Origin of the sequence: Streptomyces phaeofaciens (assembly GCF_014648915.1) — a bacterium.
GTDB lineage: Bacteria > Actinomycetota > Actinomycetes > Streptomycetales > Streptomycetaceae > Streptomyces > Streptomyces phaeofaciens.
The window spans coordinates 48,680-65,902 of the sequence record NZ_BMSA01000041.1 but is presented as its reverse complement, the minus strand read 5'-3'; the positions used below and the strand labels follow the sequence as shown (position 1 = coordinate 65,902).

The window sequence follows — 17,223 nt, the reverse complement described above, 5'->3', positions numbered from 1 at the left end:
CCCTGACCCACGAATCGATCCATGAGCACACTATGCACAGTGGCTAGGCCGACCGGGTGAGCCTGCACGGCTGCCGGCCGTCGTGGGTCAGGCAGTGAGACAGAACTGCATGGGGCAGATCGGACAGGCCCTCGCCTCATCCGGCGGCGCCCCATACGCTCGCGACCTCATTCTGAAACCATCAGTAACACGGGTTGCGGTAGCCGGCGCCGAATGTCCAACGAAGTGCGACCTGAGCTGCGACAGCACTCGATGTCTCGCACCCCCGAGCACGTGGCATTGGTGCGTACACGGGAAGGGTTACGGCGGCGACCTGCGGAAACGTGCTGGTGGCGGCGCTGTATCGCGAAGGAAGGTTCCCGTACGGCGGCCGAAGATTGAAAGTTCGACGCCTGCTACCGCCAGCCCCGTCTACTGCGCGGGGTTCAGCCGCGCAGCCTCGGTCGGGGCTCCCGTCTCATCGACAAACCGCGCTTGACGATCCCGCGCGCACAGAGTGTGGCGGTGGTTGGCTCCGTACACCCGTGTGAGGTCCGGGAGCAACGATGCGTACAGTCTCAGTGCCTGGGTCGGGTCTCCCGCCTTACCGATATACAGCGCCAGATGGGTCCGCGTGATCAGGGTGTGGCGGTGATCGGCTCCGTATACCCGGGTGAGGTCCTCAACCAGCGGCGCGAGCAACCGCACAGCCTCAACGTGGTCCCCGGACCTGCCGATCCAGTGGCCCTGGTTGTTGCGGGCGGCCAAGGTGCTGTAGTGGTCGGCACCGAGTATTTCAGCGCGGTCGTCGGCCAATTGGCCGTACAGTCGCGCAGCCTCAGCAAAGTCTCCGGAGTCAGCCACTTTCTTCGCATGGAGCGCTCGTGTCGTCAGCGTCTTGCGGTGGTCAAGCCCGAGTACTGCTACGCGCTCCTCTACCAGCCGTGCATAGAGTGCGGCCGCTTCCTGTGGCTGCGGTTCCGCCCAGGCCTGTATGCCGGTCAGAGCCCGGAGCAGGCGTCCAGTGAGGGTTTTCTGGGTGTGTGGGAGTCGCTGGCCTGTCTCCGGTTGGGCCATCTCACGTGTGTCGGCTGCAGCCTCTGCTTCGACTTCAGCCTCGGCAAGTTCGCGTTCGAGGCGGGCACAGCGTTCTTCGGCCTCCAGTGTGCGCCGGCGGGCCTGCTCCAGTTCCTTCTCAAGCCGGGTGATGTGGGCGCGTAGCCGCGTCTCCTCGCCCTGCAGTTCCTCGCTGAGGGTCTGCCGCTGCTCTAGATCCCGGGTGCAATCGGCACGATCGCGTTCCGCGTCAAGGCGGGCCTGGGTGAGCTGTCGTTGCAGCGTTGCAACACGCTGCCGTTCATCCCGCAACGCCTCGGCTAGCACCTGCTCGCGTAGCTGTGTCTGCTGAACCTGTTCGTCGGCCTCGGCCAGAGCATCCTCGAGTCGCTGGACCTCGGCGCGATGGGGATTAGCAGCACCCAGCGCCGCCCGATGCAGCTCCCGCAGCGCCTCGGTCGCATCAGAAGTGACCGGCCGGCCCAAACGCTTCGCAGTATCGTCCTGCAGCTTGACGACGAACTCCCACGGGGGTACGCGACAGCCATTCAAATAGCGCGAGATAGCACCTTTGTCGCGATCGCTACGTAGCGCGTAGCGGGTCACCGTGATGTCCAACGTCTTGAACAGTGTGCGCAGACTCTCTGCAAGTGCTCTCGCCTCAGGGCCTAGGTCATTCCCCAGTGGCTGCAGCCTGCTGTCCTCACGCCTCACCATGTCCCTATCCCCGAACCCGTCACCTAGAGTCATTGCCGGAAAGTTGGCACCACCGCACTACCGTGCCACGGCGCGCAACAACCCGGTGTCGTTTCACTCTGAACTCGTTTACCGCAACCGGACCTCAGAGTCCGAGACGAGTTCGAAGGAGGCACCGATGGCCAACCACACCCAGTCCTCACGCCCGCGCCGACACGCGGGCCTCGCGGCGTTCCTTGCCGTCCTAGCCACCGGCATTGTCCTGAAGACGACCTGCACCGCCTCGCCCGCACCGGGGCCGAGCCCGTCGTCCGCGCCAAGGCGCTGCGCCGCCTGGCCGACCTGCGCGAGGAGAGCACCGAGCGGCACGACGAACTCGCCGACCTCGAACCCGACCACGCCCGCACACACCGCGCCGCCGCCGCGCAGGCCCGCGACCGGGCCGCCCACGACCGCGAGTTCGCCGCGCTCCTCGCCCTGCAGGACACCCCCGCCGCCCTGTGACCCGGATCACGTGAGGGGGGTTCAAATTCTTTGCTGGTGGCCCGGCTCCCCGGGACCGAGTGGTGAAGCACCCCGATCCACGCAAGGAGCAGCAGGCAGTGACCCCCGATTCGACACCCGACGACTTCCCCTTCATCGTCCCCTTCATCGTCCCTGGGCGCTGCACCGGAGATCTGCCTCGCCTCGCCCACGCCACCTCGGACGGCATCCACCTGCAAGACCGACGCGCAGAGCATCGTCCCCTCAAGCCCGTCGTCGTGACGAGGTCCATGGAGAGGAACTCCCGTAATCCGGGAGACCTCGTACAGGCTCTACTGATCCGCACTGTCGTCCACGGCTGGACGCCGGCTGTGAAGGACTGGCCCACTCCCACGCCTGCCGAACGGGACAGCGTCGTCGACCACGCCGCCAAGGCGTTCATGCTCTGCCGCAGCGAGCGGTGGCGGGAGGCCGTGTCCACCGCCCTGGTCGGCTCCTGGTGCGATCCGCTGTGGCAGACCGGGCAGCTGCCGCACTCCGCGCTCGGCGCGCTGAGGGCGGAGGCCCGTTCGGTGCACCGGCAGTTGGTGCCGGTATGGCGGCGCCGGACCCGGGCCGGGCGGGTGCTGTCCCTGGACGCCGACCTCGGCGGGCTGTCGCTGCACGACCTGGTCGCCGCGGACGTCGACCTGCTGGCCCATACGCAGGGCGGGGTCTTCGCGGACGAGCGGCTCAACGCTGTCCTGCGCGGGCTCGACCCGGCCGAGCGCACGGTCGTCTTCGCGTACGCCGAGAGCGAGGGGACCACCTGGACAGAGGCCGCCACCTACGCCGGCGCCGTCGAGCCCAAGTCCTTCGGCGAGCGCGTGCGGCGCAAGGTCAAGCGGCTGGTCGCCGAGCAGCGACGTCGTGCCGAACAGCGGCACCCCGGCCCTCCGATGTCCTGACCCGGCGTCATCCGCCCGCCTACAGGGCGGCCTCCCTCATCACCCATCACCGCGGCATGCTGCGCCTCACGTGCGGGCGGGTTGCGGAGCCAACCCCCGTTCCCGGCACGGTCGCCTCGCTCCACCGGCACTTCGTGCAGCAGAGCCTCGGCCGCCCAGGCAATCCACTGGCTCCCTATGAAGAGGGGGCTGCGCCTATTGAATGGCGCCCCGTGACCCCGTCTGATGAACCACAGCCCTCCGCCACCCTGTTAGGGGCCGAGTCGTGCCGTGCCCCGTGAAGGAGTGAACGGCCGCTTGCGTGGCTAACCGCGGCTCCCGGCACTGTCGGACTGCTGGCCCATAACGAACAGGTCCAGCATTCACTCTCCCGGCGAAGGGCTCCGGCAAGGCGTTTTGCCTGCTTCCTCACGAATCGCAGGCTCGACGCATTTCCGTGCGGCGTACTGCTGGTCCGTGCCCGTGGCCGCTTGCGCGGCTAACCCGTCCCGCCCGCACACTCCAGGCCCTGTCCGAGCCTTCACCCCGCGACGCAAGGGGTGAGACCTGTCCATACTCCACGCCCGCATGTGAGAAGCGCATGCCCGCACCCAAGGGGGAACCCCTCCGTGAACATCACGTTCGACCTCGCCACCGTCCTTGTGGTGGGGACGGCGCTGGCCATCGGCTGCCTGGTGTACCGGTGGATGGCGCCGGCCACCGGGACCATGAGCACGACGACCAAGGGAGAGCGGCTGGTGGCCGCGGTCACCGCAGCGGCGGCCGCCGTCGCCATCGGCGCCTACGCCGTCAACGGGATCAAGAGCGTCGAGCCCCCGTCGGAGAGACCGGCCCCCGGCCCGACGGCCACCCGCATCGGCGAGGCCCCGTAGACGCCGGCGCACCATGCCGCCGCGTCACCCGATCGAGTGCAGAACTCTGGCCAGATTCTCCGGGATCTAGACGGAAAGGGGTCCGGCGGACCACACTCGCCGTGCAGACCCCGGAGAACCGGGTAAGAATCTTCCATAAGGGGCCGCAAGTGAAGATCACCATTGAGGGAGCGAGCGAGGCGTTCGCCGAGAAGGTGCTCACCCTCGCCGCGCAACAGGGCGCGGAGCTGACCGTCACCGCCGTCGACACCGGCTGGACCGTCGACCGTGCCGAGCGCTACCTCCGATCCCTTCCCGCCGGCGCCCGCCGGTTCGCCGAGATGGTCGTGGTCGACGGCGACGGTTACCTCGACGCCGAGCAGCTGCGCCAGGTGCTCGGCAAGCTCAACGGGCCGACCGTCGCGCTGTCCCGCGCGGTGCCTCGCGGCGTGCGCGAGGGCTGGTGGCCGGAGGGCGTCACGGCGCCCATCAGCCCGGTATGGGATCCGGACAACCCCTCGTGGCACAAGAACATCGCCTATCAGATGGCCACGGAGAACGTGCCGGTCTTCCGGACCGCCTTCGAGCGGCTGGACGGCGGTCACACCGGGCCCTAAACGTCCCGGGAGGGCGGCTCCGCACGCCGACTTCGTACAGCCCTAAACGCCGGTGAACTCCCCGGCCAGCGCGCGGCGACCACGCAGCCGCAGGCCTGAACCAGGGCGACCCGCTGCCCGTCCACCACAATGATCAACACCATGGAGAAGGGGGAGCGCATGCCGACGAACGGCATCTCCGTCACCGGCCAGCTGGGCCCGCACGAGTGGTCGAACGAGGAGACCGCCGCGTACGAGGCGGCCATCGAGGCGGTCAACGGCGCGGTCGGGGCCTACAGCGCGCTCATCGCCGCGGAGGAGAACGAGCCGGAGCCCGACGCGGCCGTGATCGAGGCGGCCCGCGCGGCGCAGACCAGGCTGGCCCGGGAACGAGAGGGACTTCGCTCCACCGACCACGAACAGATCGCCGCGGCCCGGGCGCACTACGCCCGGCTCGCCCGCGAGGTCCTGGCGGGCATCGCGTGACCGACCCCGGCGAAGTCGAGCGGTACCGGCTGCCCGAGCAGGAGAACGAGCGGATCTTCCGCGTACGGATCGTGCCCGACCTCCTCGAAGGCCGCGCGTCCCAGGAGACGCCGACGGTCGTCTTCCTCGTCGGCCAGCCCGGTGCCGGCAAGAGCCGCGTCACCGAGATGGTGGCCTCCGTGCTCAACCGGCACGGCGGCTTCGCGGACGTCGACTCCGACCTCTACAAGCCCTACCACCCCACCCCGCCTACGCGGCGCTGATGGCGCAGGACGACACGCTCATGGCCGCCTACACCCGGGCCGACGGCCGGGCCTGGATGGCGAAGGCCGAGGAGTACGTCCGTACGCACGGCCTGCACGCGATCGTCCAGGAGACCTCGCAGAACGCTCGGGCCGTGGAGGCGAAGATGCGCGCCTACCGCGACGGCGGCGCACGCGTCGAGGGTCTGTTCATGGGCGTCCCGCAGCCGATGAGCAACCAGGGCATCGTCGCGCGGTACTTCGAGCAGCTCGCCGACCGCGGGCAGGGACGGCTCACCGTGCAGGCGAACGCCGACGAGTCGTACCAGGGGATCCTCGCCCTGGCCGACCTGGTCGACCGCGGCACGCTCGTGGACCTGGCCAGCATCTACCGCCGCGGCGAATCCAACCCCCGCTACACCAACTCTCTGGACGAGCTGGGCAACTGGATCGACGCTCCGGCCCTGCGCGCGGCACTCGAAGCGGAGCGGACCCGGCCCTGGACCGGCCCCGAGAGCGAGGCCTTCGTGACGACCCAGCTGCGCCTGCGCGAGGCCGGGCGCGGCCTCGGCGGCGAGTGGTCCGCGCGGCTCGCCCGTATCGAGGAGCAGGCCCGCCCGCTGCTCACCCCGGAGGCTGCTGCCAGGCTCAGTCCCGCCCGGCAGTCTGCGGCCGCCGCCCGCTCGCGCAGCACGACGACCCGCGGAAAGCCTGTCAAGCCGTCCCCTGAAAGCCCCGGCTCCGGGACCAGCCACTCGGCACCGCACCACGGCCGCGGCCCGGAAGGCTCCGATCACCGTCGCGGGCCCAGCCGATAGGACACGCGACCGGCAGCCCGTGCCTGCTCACTTCGCCACACTGGAAGGCGGCGGGCTGTCGATGCGCGTCTCGTGCACGGTCGCCACAGGCGTCGGGCTGTTGCCCCCGTCCTGGTTCGCCGTTCCGTCTCCACGTCCGAACAGGAAGGCGAGGATGACAATGGCGGCCGCCGCCGCAGCGATGCCGCCCGAAAGATCTCCCTGCTTGTTCAGCGAGGCCGACCCGCCCGGGGTAGTGAGAGGGAAGCGATAGACGGCGTACCCCACGAACAGGCCGACAACGACGATCAGGCCGTTCACGGGGTCGATGTACAGATTCAACTGCGGGCCCTTTGGTCCATGGAACCCCGCTCCGCTGGAGTGTGTCCTTGCGGCGGGACCCCGATTCGACGAGGAAGCCCCACGCGAAGATCGCGCTCGTGTGAGCAGTGTGTTGTGATCCGGATCACACCCGTAGGGCTTTTTTTTAAGCACCTCGCCGCAATGGCCTCGGGTGGTCGCCACAACGGGCTGTAAATCCATGAACCTTGACTGGTCATCATATAGCACGGCCTGCCCACCTCACGCTGCCCTCCGCCGGGACGCACTGCACCCGCAGCCGTCCGGCGTCGACTGGTCGTACCTGCGCGGCTGGGACGTGCGTCTGGTCGGCACGGCCTACACGGTCGCCGGGCACGTGCCCGCCGACCAAGAGGCGCCGGAACCTGGCCGACCTCATGCCGCACCTGCTACTCGTACGGTCCGACGCCGGGTGCGAGGGCGAGGTGTCGCCGTTCAACCCGCAGGAGGGGCTGGAGGTCCACCCGTCCACGCCGGCGTCCTGAGCGTTTCCCGGATCCTGGCGTCTCGAAGGGGTCCCGAGCGCCGTGAACGTTATCTAGGGGGCGAAGGGCTTCTGTGCAGCTCAAAGGCATGATCGGCGGTGTAGGCAAGTAAGGCACGTGAGCGGTTCGGTCGAACCGTTCACAGGGCTTCGCTTGGCCGGGGCAGGGCCGTCAGCGTTTGACGCGGTTGCGGACGGCGAGGACGGCCAGGCCCAACAGAACGGGTTCGGTCAGGCGGGAGGTCATCTCGATGTAGGTGCCAGCGGTGGTCAGGTCCTGTCCGGAGGAGCGGAACACCACGGAGTTGAGGGTGACGTTCAGGGATTTCTCGAAGCGCTCGCCGGTGAACCGGTTGCCGGTGGGGTTTTGGGGATCATCCTTGTCGATCTCGAAGGTGACCTTGCCCCCGCCAGCCGGGACGGTGCCGGTCGCGGTCTGCTTCGGAGTGTCCTGGGCGAGGCCGAAGGCCATGAGCAGGAGGATGGTGAGGAGCATAGCCGCCCCGAGCCAGGCCAGAGCCCGGGAGGCTCGCAGGCCGTAGCCGGACAGCGCCCAGTAGGAGGTCAGCAGCCCCCGTTCACTGCGTGGGATGTCGTCGGCGTGGCGGCGCATCTCCATCTCCCCGTAGTAGAAGTCCGCAGCCCCCGGCTCGTGCTTCCCGTCCTCGAAGGCCTTGCGCAGAGCCCGGTACACCGGAGCCAGCTGCACCGGCCCCGCCCGCCCAGCACCGAGGACCGCCACGTCCCAGCCCCGCACTGCCCCCGGCCGGCTGGCGCGCCAGTGGTGTTCCTCCGCCAGGACACGACGCGCGGTGAACCGCACAGGCAGCCATCGCCGCCAGTGCACGGCGGGCGGAGCCGTGTCGAAAGTGCAGGCCCCCTCCAGACGGAGTTGGTCCAGGTGCACCGTGCCGGCGAACAGACATCCCGACAGATCGAGGTCGGCCAGGATCAGATGGGCCGCGTCCACCCCACGCACCGACGCCACCCTCACCCCGGGGTCGGGCGCGCTCGAAAAGAGATCTTCGGCGAGCTGTCGGCCGTTGGTGAGCACGAACGGATCTGGCTCGGCGGCAATCGTGAGGGGGTACTCGAACACCGCGTGAGCGAAGTCCACCGTGGCGTAGCGCAGACGGATCTCCGCTGTCGATGACCAGCGAGTGCGGCGGCACTCCAGACGGCGCGCAGCAAACAAGAGGGTAACCGGGCCGCTGAACACCGCACCAGACAGCCCAACCCGCCCAGCACACACCAATGGCCCCAACTGGTCAGCGCCCTCGAAGGTCGCCGACTCGAACCGGGCGTCGCCCTCGAAGAACGCCGACCCGAACCGGGTGCCGCCCTTGAAGGTCGCCGACCCGAACCCGGCGTCGCCCTCGAAGGTCACCGACCCGAACCCGGCGTCGCCCTCGAAGGTCACCGACCCGAACCCGGCGTCGCCCTCGAAGGTCACCGACCCGAACCGGGTGCCGCCCTCGAAGGTCGCCGACCCGAACCCGGCGTTGCCCTTAAAATTCGCCGACCCGAACCAGGCGTCGCCCTTGAAGAACACCGAATCGAACCGGGCGTCGCCCTCGAAGGTCACCGACTCAAACCCGGCGGCGCCCTCGAAGAACGCCGACTCGAACCCGATGCCGCCCTTGAAGGTCGCCGACCCGAACCCGGCGTCGCCCTCGAAGGTCACCGACTCGAACCCCGCGTTGCACTTGAAGAACGCCGACTCGAACCGGGCGTCGCCCTTGAAGGTCGCCGACCCGAACCAGCCGGCGCCCTTGAAGAACACCGAATCGAACCGGGCGTCGCCCTCGAAGGTCGCCGACCCGAACCAGGCGATGCCCTCGAAGAACACCGAATCGAACCGGGCGTCGCCCTTGAAGGTCGCCGACCCGAACCAGGTGCCGCCCTCGAAGGTCGCCGACCCGAACCGGGCGTCGCCCTTGAAGAACACCGAATCGAACCGGGCGTCGCCCTTGAAGGTCGCCGACCCGAACCAGGTGCCGCCCTCGAAGGTCGCCGACCCGAACCGGGCGTCGCCCTCGAAGGTCGCCGACCCGAACCGGGCGTCGCCTAAGCGGGCGTTACGGGTTGTGGGGTCGCGGAGGGCGTTGAGTAAGGCGGTGAGGAGGGAATCGGTGAATGTGGTGCCCCGGTGGTCGATGTTGGCGCCGGGAGTCAGGCCAGCCAGGTAGGCGTCGCGGTCGGCGTCGACCAGGTGGGCGAGGCACGCGGTGTGGCCGGCGACGTGGATGCCGCGGCAGCCGACGGGAGCGGTGGCCGGGTCAGCGCCGTGCGCGCAGTGCGGCCAGGCTGGCGCTGTCGGGGGTGTGCTCATGGTGTGGCGGCTCCAGGGTGTCAGGTGCCCGTATGGACGCCCTGGGGGCGGGAACGGTTCAGGCTCGACAATGACAGGCATCGTCGGAGATGCGGGCCTGTATCACTACTTGCCGTACATGCCTGAAAAACCCGTAGATATCTGTCAGGCACGGTGCACTGAGGCGCATAGACCTCACATGCCTGACACCCCCTTCACACCCAAGATAACGGCGGCCCCGGCCGTTAGGACGGGTGGCGGTCACATGCAGGCGGGGCCCGTCCTTGCGGACGGGCCCCGCCTGCATGTGGGACGGCTGTCACCCCACCCCGAGCCGCTCGTTCAGGACCGGGGCGGGCTCAGGTGTTCGGCGCGAGGTAGCCCAGCACGACCATGCCGAGGCCGGCGGTGCCGACGAAGGCGGCCCCGCCAGATCCAAGGGCCGCGAGCGGCTTCGAGCCGAGGACGAAGACGGTGATGCCGACCCCCATGGCGACCACGGCGGCCGCCAGCAGGACGACGACCACGCCCATGATCTTGAGATTCAAGGATTCCCCTCCGGGCAGGAAGGGGTGGCCGAAGCCGATGCCCTCGCGGCAGCCGAGCCCGACCACCCCTGTTGACAACATGCAGAACAGGTGTGACCAACACGAGCGCGGCCGACTCACACTCGAAAGGCGCTGGCTGCCTGCTGTCGTCGCTCCGCACGAACCTGTACGGCTGCCCTCAGACCCACAGGAAAAGCTCTGGGCGCTACTCCCCCTCATATCGGCGGGGAACACAAGTGCCAGTCTACGTGCCGCCACTGACGTTGCGGCGGCTCGCCCGCGTGCCTTCCCGCCCGACGGGGTGGGGAGATGTCGCGGCTCCTCTCCACCCGGCCCCGTTCATAGGTCAGTCCCCGGTGTGGCTCCATGCGCTGGGCACGAGTCCGGGCAGGCGGTGGTTGATCTGGTGCTCGTTCTTGGTGCAGCCCTCGAAGGGGCCGCTGGAGCCGCGCAGTTCCCGCATGCAGGGGTCCAGGTGGTCGCGGTGCCAGACGCTGGGGCCGGTGTAGCCGCAGGTGGCGGGGTCGGTCAGCTCCTGCCAGGCGAGCCAGCAGGCGTGGAGGCGGGCGACGGCGACGGGGTGGTCGAACCAGCGGTGGCACCAGCGGGCCTCGGCGCTGGGCTCGGCAAGGTACCCGGGTACGAGGACGCCCTCCACCCACTCGGTCAGGGCGCGCAGCTCGTCGTCGTACTCAGGGGGGTCCAGCAGCAGGATGAAGGGCGGGAACTTCCACTCCTCGTCGTCCTCGTCGCCGGTCTTCCCCTCGGGCTCCTCCCCGGTGCCGGCCGTCTCATCGCCGGGCGGGGTCTCCTCGGCGCGGGTCTCGGCGGCCTCCATGAGCGTCTTGACCTGGCCGGTCAGGCGGACGACGTCGGCCCGCAGGTCCTCGACGTCCTGGAACAGGCCGACCGGGACCTCGAAGCGCGGCACGTCGGGTTCATCGCTCACGGGCGGCCTTCCTCTCCTCGTACGCGACCACGGCCCGCTTGGTGATGGCCGTCTCCTCGGCCTTCATCTCGTCGCCGATGTGGCCATGGCCTCCTCCTCGTACCAGGGGCGCAGGGCGATCTGGGCGACGGGCAGGCCGGTGGCCAGCAGCAGGGCGGTGCCCTTCTTCATGGCGCGGATCTCGGCGGCGTCCATGACCTGCTCGCGCTGCTCGGACACGGAGTGGGAGTAGCCGCCCTCTTTGCTCTTGGAGTACGAGCCGCGGTTGACGAAGTGCGCGCCGACGAGGCTGGAGATGTCGGCGGCGAACTTGGCGTCGTCCAGGCCGACACCGAGGACCTTCTTCGTGCTGGCCGACCACATGGCGTCCATGCCGACCTCGCCCCAGGCCTTCACGCCCTGCCGGTAGGACTGGAGGATCACGAACGGGTTGATGCCGCGCGAGCCGAGGTGGCTGAACAGGTCGGGCAGGTCGGCGATCTTGCAGATGTTGGCGGCCTCGTCGAGCACGGCGCGCATCGGCTCGGGCAGACGCCCGCCGGCCCGCTCCCCCGCCTCGGCGGCGGCGGTGAACACGGCGTCCGCGAGGGCGGCGACGATCGCGGCCGTGGGGCCGCCCTTCTTCGACAGCAAGTAGATCGTGTCCTTGCTGGTCGCGAAGTGTTCGGGGTCGAAGCGGGGGTTGACCTTGTCCGGCGTGACCCACGCGAGGACCTTCTCCTCGCGCAGCGCCGACATGGCGGTGCGCGCGTTCTGGTAGATGCCGCTCTGGGTCTCCTCGGCGATCGAGATGCTGGAGTCGACCTGCTCGGCGAGGACGGGCTCGTGCTCGTAGAGGATGCGCAGCGGCGTCTTCTCCGCCGGATCGGACAGCCACTTCATGACGTCGCGGACGGTCCCGCCGTCCCACCAGGCCGCGCGGAACAGGCCGACGAGCAGGTCCTGGGCGGCCTGGGACCAGAACGGGTCGGCCTGGTCGGAGGTGATCTGGCCGACGAAGTGCCCGGCGAGGCGCTCGGCGCCCTCCAGCGTCTCCGCCTGGGCGATCATGTCCCACCACATGGCCCGCTCGACCTGGGCGACGCCCTGGGTGTCCAGCACCCATGTGGTGCCGACACGCGAGCGTGCGGCGCGGGTCGCGGCGTAGACGTCCGCCTTGTTGGACGTCAGCAGCAGGGCGCCCGGTGCCTGTTCGGCGATGGGGATGGCCAGCGCAGTCGACTTGCCGGCGCGGGGCGCCATGATGGCGAGGTAGGTGTCCTCGTCGGAGCCGCGCAGCTCGACGCCGGACGGCAGGTGGTCGCCGAGCAGCACGCCGCGGTCGGCGGGCTTGATCTCCTTGGGCTTGACGCCCTTGAGGGAGGCGCGCAGGCGGGTCGCGGCGCGGGCAGCCGGGACGGGCGTGAGTTCGCGGACCTGGTGCAGGAACTCAGCAGTGTTGCAGAGCAACGCTTGGCAACGTCCCGTAGCACCAGCCTCTTGACCAGCCAGAACATCCTACGAATGGAGTGGTGGGGGCGTTGCAGCGGGATGTTGCGGCGCCCTCATTCCTCGATCGCGGGCTGCAACACCTTGAGGTTCGTCCATTCTGGATTCCCCCTTCCGCAAACTGCGGGGAGGGGCGACAAGTCCTTTGCCCCTGAGTCGGGTTGAACGAATGGAGTACGCGGGTGGACCGTCCTCTGCTGTCGCTGAGATCGACGCTGGTGTTCCTCCTCGCCGTGCTGGCCGGCGCGGCGGCCGGGGGGCTGACGGCGCTGGCGGGGGACAGCACGCCGCGCAGCGTGCTCGCCGGGCTCGCCGTCGCGGGCCTGGCGGTTCCGTTCTTCAACCGCCTCATCGACTCCGACACCACCACGGTCCGGCCTGAAGGGCCTGCGGGCACCGGCATCGCGGAGGGGGAGAACCATGGCTGAGCTGCGGCCGCTGGGGGACGACCTCAATGACGCCTCACGCGCACTCGCCCAGGCCCTGCGGGAACTGTTCGAAGGCCTGCAGGTGTCCGTTCGGCGATACGCGGCGCGGCGCAGGCTCGACCCGGGCACCGTCTCGCGCTACCTGAACGGCACCCGGTTACCTCCGTGGCAAGTGATCAGCGACCTTTTCGCGGACGTTGCCGAGTACCGCGGGACGGCGGTCACCACCGAGGCCATCGAGCTCGTACGCGCTCTGTACGGGTCGGCCGTGGACGCCGCGTCCTCCCCCAAGCACGCGGTGGAGATCCTGGAGCAGCAGCTGGCCGACGCCGACCGGGTCTCGCGGCGATCCAGCGTCCGCGGTGACGTCCTGGGCGATGCACTGCTGGACCGGACGCAGCGCATCGCCGACCTCGAGACACGGCTCAACCAGCTGAAGGCCGACCGCATCTCGGAACAGAAGCGGGCGGACCAGCTGGCAGCGGTGCACCCGGACGTCTGCGGCCTCATCGCCGAACGCGACGAACTCCAGCAGGAAGTCGAGCGGCTCGGAACGGACCTGCGCGAGGCGCAGGCCCAACGTGCCGCGGCGGAGGGCCGCTGCGATCTGCTCGAACGCCAGCTGGCCGCCGTCGAGCAGGCGGCCACGGCGGCCGGGCTGCCCGCCGTCCCTCAGGGCATGCCCAAGATCCTCGTCGTGGACGACCAGCCGGACAACCTGCTCGCCATGACCGCGGTCCTCGCGACACTCGACCAGGAACTCGTGACGGTCTCCTCCGGCCGCGAAGCCCTCAAGGCCCTGCTCCACCACGACGACTTCGCGGTCATCATCATGGACGTGCAGATGCCGGAGATGGACGGGTACGAGACCTGTGCCCACATCAAGCGCCGGCCCCGGACCCGAGACGTCCCCATCATCTTCCTGACCGCCATGGGCGTGGACTCCGAACACACCGCCCGCGGCTACGCGGCCGGCGCCGTCGACTACATCAGCAAACCCTTCGACCCCTGGGCCCTACGCGCCAAAGTCGCCGTATTCACCTCCATCTACCTGGAGAGATGCACCCCATAGGCCCCGGGCACGCCCGGCAAGGCCCGGTCCCGTGCACGGGGATGCACGGAACCGGGCAGGAGCAGGAAACGCGCAACACCGCCCCCGGCTGCCCCGCCAGGCCGGCTCACCGGCGAACCCGGTCACTCCCCCGGGCCGAGATTTACGCTCAAGCCCACACACCACCACGGACGCCGCTCCTGCGGTGTGAGCGATGGGCTCGCGTCTCCGACGCGGCACCTGCTTGCGGTTGATCTTTACGCGGCACGGCCCCTTCGGATGCACGTCATGGACGGCATCCTTTCGCGGTCCAAGATCGGCGGGGCAGAACCTAGCGGTTCGGGTAGTAGGCCGGGAAGCACACGGCGCCGTCCGCGCCGCAGATCTCGGTCTCCGGAATCTGGCGCGAGTGCTTCTCGTAGGAGATCAGGCCCAGCTTGCGGCCCGAAGCGAAGGTCACGACGGCGTCGTGGACCGGGCCCGCTGCCTCTGGTGCCGCTCCCTTGTAGTCGTACGGGCCATGCTCGCCCTCGACGATGGCGAGGAAGACGAACAGGCTGGGCTGCTGGCCGGGCTTGTCCTGGTACGGCTCGCCCGTCGTCACTTTCAGGACGCCCTTGCGCGGCCGGCTTTCCGGCAGGACCCCGCACTCGATCCTGGCCAGCCCCTCGCGAACGATCGCGGAGCAGTACGCGCGGTCATCCTTCATCCACAGGAGCTCACCGGCGTCCGGCGCATCCCTGCGGAGCACCGCTACGAAATCGTCGGACGGCATCTCGTGGGACGGCAGCGATTTCATGCTCTTGCGGACCGACGCCAGCATCAGTGCGTCGGCGACCGTGGGCCTCGCCGCCCCGACCGGGACGGCGGGCCCCGACGAGGATGCCGACTTGGACGGCGAGGGCGACCCGGCGGGTGAGGCCTGTGCCTGCTGCGACGGGGGCGGCGCGGATCCCGACGGCGGAGCCGTCGTGCACGAAGTCACGGCCAGCAGTGCGAGTCCGTACCCCGCTCCGCGCGCGAGGAGTCTGCGCCCGTGCCTGTTGAGCCCCATCTGCCCCACCCCCGTGGTCGAACCCCGCGCCCCTCGAACGCGGCGAATCCGCCGAAGCGTATCGCTGGTGCGCGGCCTGGGTACCGGCCGCGCCCGGTACCCCAGCCGCTGACCGTCCCGCCCTGTCGCCCTGACCGTCCCACGGCAAACGCGCACACCTGTCCTGAACGGCCCAGGAACAGGTACTCACCTCGGTTCGTTGTCCCCGCCGACTCTGGGGCACGGAGACCGCCGTACGGGTGGTCAGGTCGCGTGTGGGGGGGGCGGTGGTTGGCACCGTGGCGCGGGCTGGAGCGAATGCGTTCACGGTGCTCGGCCGGGGGTGAGTGCGGCAGGACGGTGGTGCCGGCGGCAGGGGCATCCGGGGCGGGAGGCCGGGAGGCGAGGTGTGCGCCGGCAGGGTACGGACGGGTCCCCGGCCGGCGGTACGGGTCCCGGCGTACACCGCTTTGGGGCCGCCCCATAGACAGGACACGGCAGCTCGGACATATGTATCGGGCACCGATGCACGGGCCTTTCCGCTCCCGGCCTCCCGTAAAAAATGGGAACGTTGCCGTTGACCTGGAGGAATCAACTGGCCGCTAAATCGGGAACGTTCCGAAAACGCCTGTCACGCCGTTCACGGCTTCCCTCAACTGCACCTCCTTCAGCATCCTTTGCTCAGACGTCACGAGAACGCGAGACAGCGGGCTCGACAACAGTGCAGCCATACCGGCAACCGCTGGGACGTCCGGAACAAGCACGACTTGAAGGAAGGTTGCGGTGTCGCAAGAGCTGAGGCACGTCGTCATCCTCACGGTGATCGGTCTGGTCACCTTCACCGCCCTGACGATTGCACTGCTGCTGATGGACGTGGGACCGACGCTGGTAGGTCCTTTGATCCTGGCGATCGTGGTCGGCGTGAACCAGCTCCTGCACCCCCTCACCTCCGGCGGCAAGAGGATGCAGGAGCCGGCCGGGAAGAACGCCGAGGCCAAGCCGGCAGGAGCCGGCGGGGAAGACGGGGCGCGGCAAGCGGCCGGCAGGACGCCCGGGCAGCCCTCACAGGCGCAGCCGCCGCAGGACGGCCGGGCCGAGCCCGGTGGCCCGGCCGACGACACCTTGACGGAGCGATAGATGTCGGGGCCGCAAATGGGCCGCATCCGCAAGGATGCGTCCGCCGCGCACCAGTTCTGGCTCGAACTGATTCGTAAGGACGTGCGATTGAGCAACCTGAGCTGTGAAGCCATTTCAGAGAAGGCCAAATGCTGCCACGGTGCCAAAGTTTTCGTAAATAAAGGAAAGGTCTCCGAATTTCTCCGTGCGAAGCCGAAACGGCATCCCCGGTGGAAGTACCTGTTCGCGGTGCAGCAGACGCTGGCGCTGCCGTCGGTCCCCCGGGAGTCTTTGGCCCAGTTCTGGGTCAACGGCGCACGCAGCGACCACAGGAACGACCGGTGGATCGCCGACAACTTCCGCGAGATCAGGCTCTGGACACCGGAAACACCCTCTGATTTCGAGCAGACGTTCCTGGCGAAGTACCCCGCGCGGCAGGCACGGGCCGCAGCGGTCGCCGGCGGGCTCGGATCACTCCTGCTCGTCACCAGCCTCCTGGGCTACGGATTCCATCCGGCCGCCGGTGACCTGCACCCCCGCACCACCCGGTACATCGAGCCCGAAGCGTCCGGCAGCACACTCGGACTCCGGAAAGTCACCCTGCACCGGGACCTGGCCGTCCAGCTGCCCCAGACATCAGGAACGACGTACATCGCCCGCGGACAGACGATCTACCTGGGCTGCTTCGGCCCGGACAACACCTTCGCGATCGCCGGTACGAACGCCCGCGTCACCTGGCCCGCCCTCGAGCAAGCCAAGGTCGGGAACTGGGACTTCACGTCCTGCCAGGGCCCCACGGCCGCACCGCTTCACCCGGAACCCGCCACGGACACCAAGTAGACGACAGCGACGGCCGCGGCCGGCTCCCTCCGGCCCGGCCGTCCCTACCCCCCACCCGCCACCAGCACCCCGCCGGAAAGCCACCGGCCGCCACCCGGCCCCGGCACCCGGGCGATCACGGGCTCGCACCGGCCGGGGCGCGGCCCGCCGCGCGCCCCGGCCGTCGGGCCCGCACCTGCCGGGCCGCCCCGCACCCGGGCAACCGCGTGTTCCGGCCGTGCGTTCCGGCCGGGTGAACGTGCCCGGGTCCTGCGCGCGATGCGGTGCCGCCCGCGCCGGCCGGGCAGCGGCATCGAGGACGACGTCGCACATGACCGACTCGCCGGTGGACTTCGCAGATCGATTGATCTGCTCGGTCGGTGCCGAGGTCCTTCTCGGCGGACAGGGGAAGGTACTGCCTCTATGTCACCGCGATCGAGGTCCCGTTCCCACAAGTGCAGTTGGACAGTTGGGCAGTTGCCGGGATCGCGGGTGGGAGAATC

At 69.3% G+C, this 17,223-nt stretch carries 18 protein-coding genes; 10 read left to right on the top strand and 8 right to left on the bottom strand.

Annotated elements, in window-relative coordinates; translation table 11 throughout:
• Positions 1–411 precede the first annotated feature (411 nt).
• On the bottom strand, positions 412–1,653 hold the full coding sequence (locus IE275_RS41245) for a tetratricopeptide repeat protein (protein ID WP_189717824.1): 1,242 nt from the start codon (positions 1,651–1,653) through the stop codon (positions 412–414).
• 207 nt (positions 1,654–1,860) lie between these two features.
• Positions 1,861–2,181, bottom strand: coding sequence for a hypothetical protein (locus tag IE275_RS41240; protein ID WP_189717823.1), 321 nt, complete (start codon positions 2,179–2,181; stop codon positions 1,861–1,863).
• A gap of 152 nt (positions 2,182–2,333) precedes the next feature.
• Between IE275_RS41240 and IE275_RS41235 the strand changes: the two genes are divergently transcribed.
• From IE275_RS41235 to IE275_RS41215, 6 genes are all read left to right on the top strand, one after another.
• Positions 2,334–3,161, top strand: a complete 828-nt coding sequence (locus IE275_RS41235; RefSeq protein WP_189717822.1) for a hypothetical protein — start codon at positions 2,334–2,336, stop codon at positions 3,159–3,161.
• Positions 3,162–3,769: 608 nt separating this feature from the next.
• A complete protein-coding gene (locus IE275_RS41230; RefSeq protein ID WP_189717821.1) occupies positions 3,770–4,033 on the top strand; it encodes a hypothetical protein in 264 nt (87 codons plus the stop codon).
• Positions 4,034–4,182: 149 nt separating this feature from the next.
• The gene (locus IE275_RS41225) at positions 4,183–4,629 is read left to right on the top strand and encodes a hypothetical protein (protein ID WP_189717820.1); all 447 of its coding nucleotides are present in this window, start codon (positions 4,183–4,185) and stop codon (positions 4,627–4,629) included.
• Positions 4,630–4,770: 141 nt separating this feature from the next.
• Positions 4,771–5,094, top strand: coding sequence for a hypothetical protein (locus IE275_RS41220; protein WP_229871160.1), 324 nt, complete (start codon positions 4,771–4,773; stop codon positions 5,092–5,094).
• Positions 5,091–5,357 carry a zeta toxin family protein gene (locus tag IE275_RS46405; RefSeq protein ID WP_229871158.1) on the top strand — a complete coding sequence of 89 codons (267 nt, stop codon included), beginning with the start codon at positions 5,091–5,093 and terminating at the stop codon, positions 5,355–5,357. Before IE275_RS41220 ends, IE275_RS46405 begins: the two co-directional genes overlap by 4 nt.
• A complete protein-coding gene (locus IE275_RS41215; protein WP_229871157.1) occupies positions 5,357–6,154 on the top strand; it encodes a zeta toxin family protein in 798 nt (265 codons plus the stop codon). The genes IE275_RS46405 and IE275_RS41215 overlap by 1 nt, the downstream gene beginning before the upstream one ends.
• Positions 6,155–6,181: 27 nt before the next feature.
• Here IE275_RS41215 and IE275_RS41210 read toward each other — a convergent pair whose 3' ends face one another.
• From IE275_RS41210 to IE275_RS41190, 5 genes are all read right to left on the bottom strand, one after another.
• Positions 6,182–6,475 carry a hypothetical protein gene (locus IE275_RS41210; protein ID WP_189717819.1) on the bottom strand — a complete coding sequence of 98 codons (294 nt, stop codon included), beginning with the start codon at positions 6,473–6,475 and terminating at the stop codon, positions 6,182–6,184.
• 674 nt (positions 6,476–7,149) lie between these two features.
• Positions 7,150–9,309 carry a pentapeptide repeat-containing protein gene (locus tag IE275_RS41205; RefSeq protein ID WP_189717818.1) on the bottom strand — a complete coding sequence of 720 codons (2,160 nt, stop codon included), beginning with the start codon at positions 9,307–9,309 and terminating at the stop codon, positions 7,150–7,152.
• Positions 9,310–9,647: 338 nt separating this feature from the next.
• The gene (locus IE275_RS41200; protein ID WP_189717817.1) at positions 9,648–9,917 is read right to left on the bottom strand and encodes a hypothetical protein; all 270 of its coding nucleotides are present in this window, start codon (positions 9,915–9,917) and stop codon (positions 9,648–9,650) included.
• Between the two features lie 265 nt (positions 9,918–10,182).
• Positions 10,183–10,785: a DUF4913 domain-containing protein gene (locus IE275_RS41195; RefSeq protein ID WP_189717816.1), complete on the bottom strand. Its 603-nt coding sequence runs from the start codon at positions 10,783–10,785 to the stop codon at positions 10,183–10,185.
• 63 nt (positions 10,786–10,848) lie between these two features.
• A complete protein-coding gene (locus IE275_RS41190) occupies positions 10,849–12,234 on the bottom strand; it encodes a type IV secretory system conjugative DNA transfer family protein (protein ID WP_229871155.1) in 1,386 nt (461 codons plus the stop codon).
• A gap of 221 nt (positions 12,235–12,455) precedes the next feature.
• Here IE275_RS41190 and IE275_RS41185 point away from each other — a divergent pair, with 221 nt between their 5' ends.
• Entirely contained in the window at positions 12,456–12,701 is a 246-nt protein-coding gene (locus tag IE275_RS41185) for a hypothetical protein (protein WP_189717830.1), read from the top strand.
• A complete protein-coding gene (locus IE275_RS41180; protein ID WP_189717815.1) occupies positions 12,694–13,773 on the top strand; it encodes a response regulator in 1,080 nt (359 codons plus the stop codon). Before IE275_RS41185 ends, IE275_RS41180 begins: the two co-directional genes overlap by 8 nt.
• A gap of 310 nt (positions 13,774–14,083) precedes the next feature.
• On the opposite strand, the gene IE275_RS41175 is transcribed toward IE275_RS41180, so the two are convergent.
• Positions 14,084–14,575, bottom strand: a complete 492-nt coding sequence (locus IE275_RS41175; RefSeq protein WP_189717814.1) for a hypothetical protein — start codon at positions 14,573–14,575, stop codon at positions 14,084–14,086.
• 993 nt (positions 14,576–15,568) lie between these two features.
• Between IE275_RS41175 and IE275_RS41170 the strand changes: the two genes are divergently transcribed.
• Together IE275_RS41170 and IE275_RS41165 are read left to right on the top strand one after the other, a co-directional pair.
• Positions 15,569–15,922 (top strand): hypothetical protein, encoded by a 354-nt coding sequence (locus tag IE275_RS41170; protein WP_189717813.1) that lies wholly within the window; start codon positions 15,569–15,571, stop codon positions 15,920–15,922.
• A complete protein-coding gene (locus tag IE275_RS41165; RefSeq protein WP_189717812.1) occupies positions 15,923–16,741 on the top strand; it encodes a hypothetical protein in 819 nt (272 codons plus the stop codon). It begins immediately after the preceding gene.
• Positions 16,742–17,223: the final 482 nt, after the last annotated feature.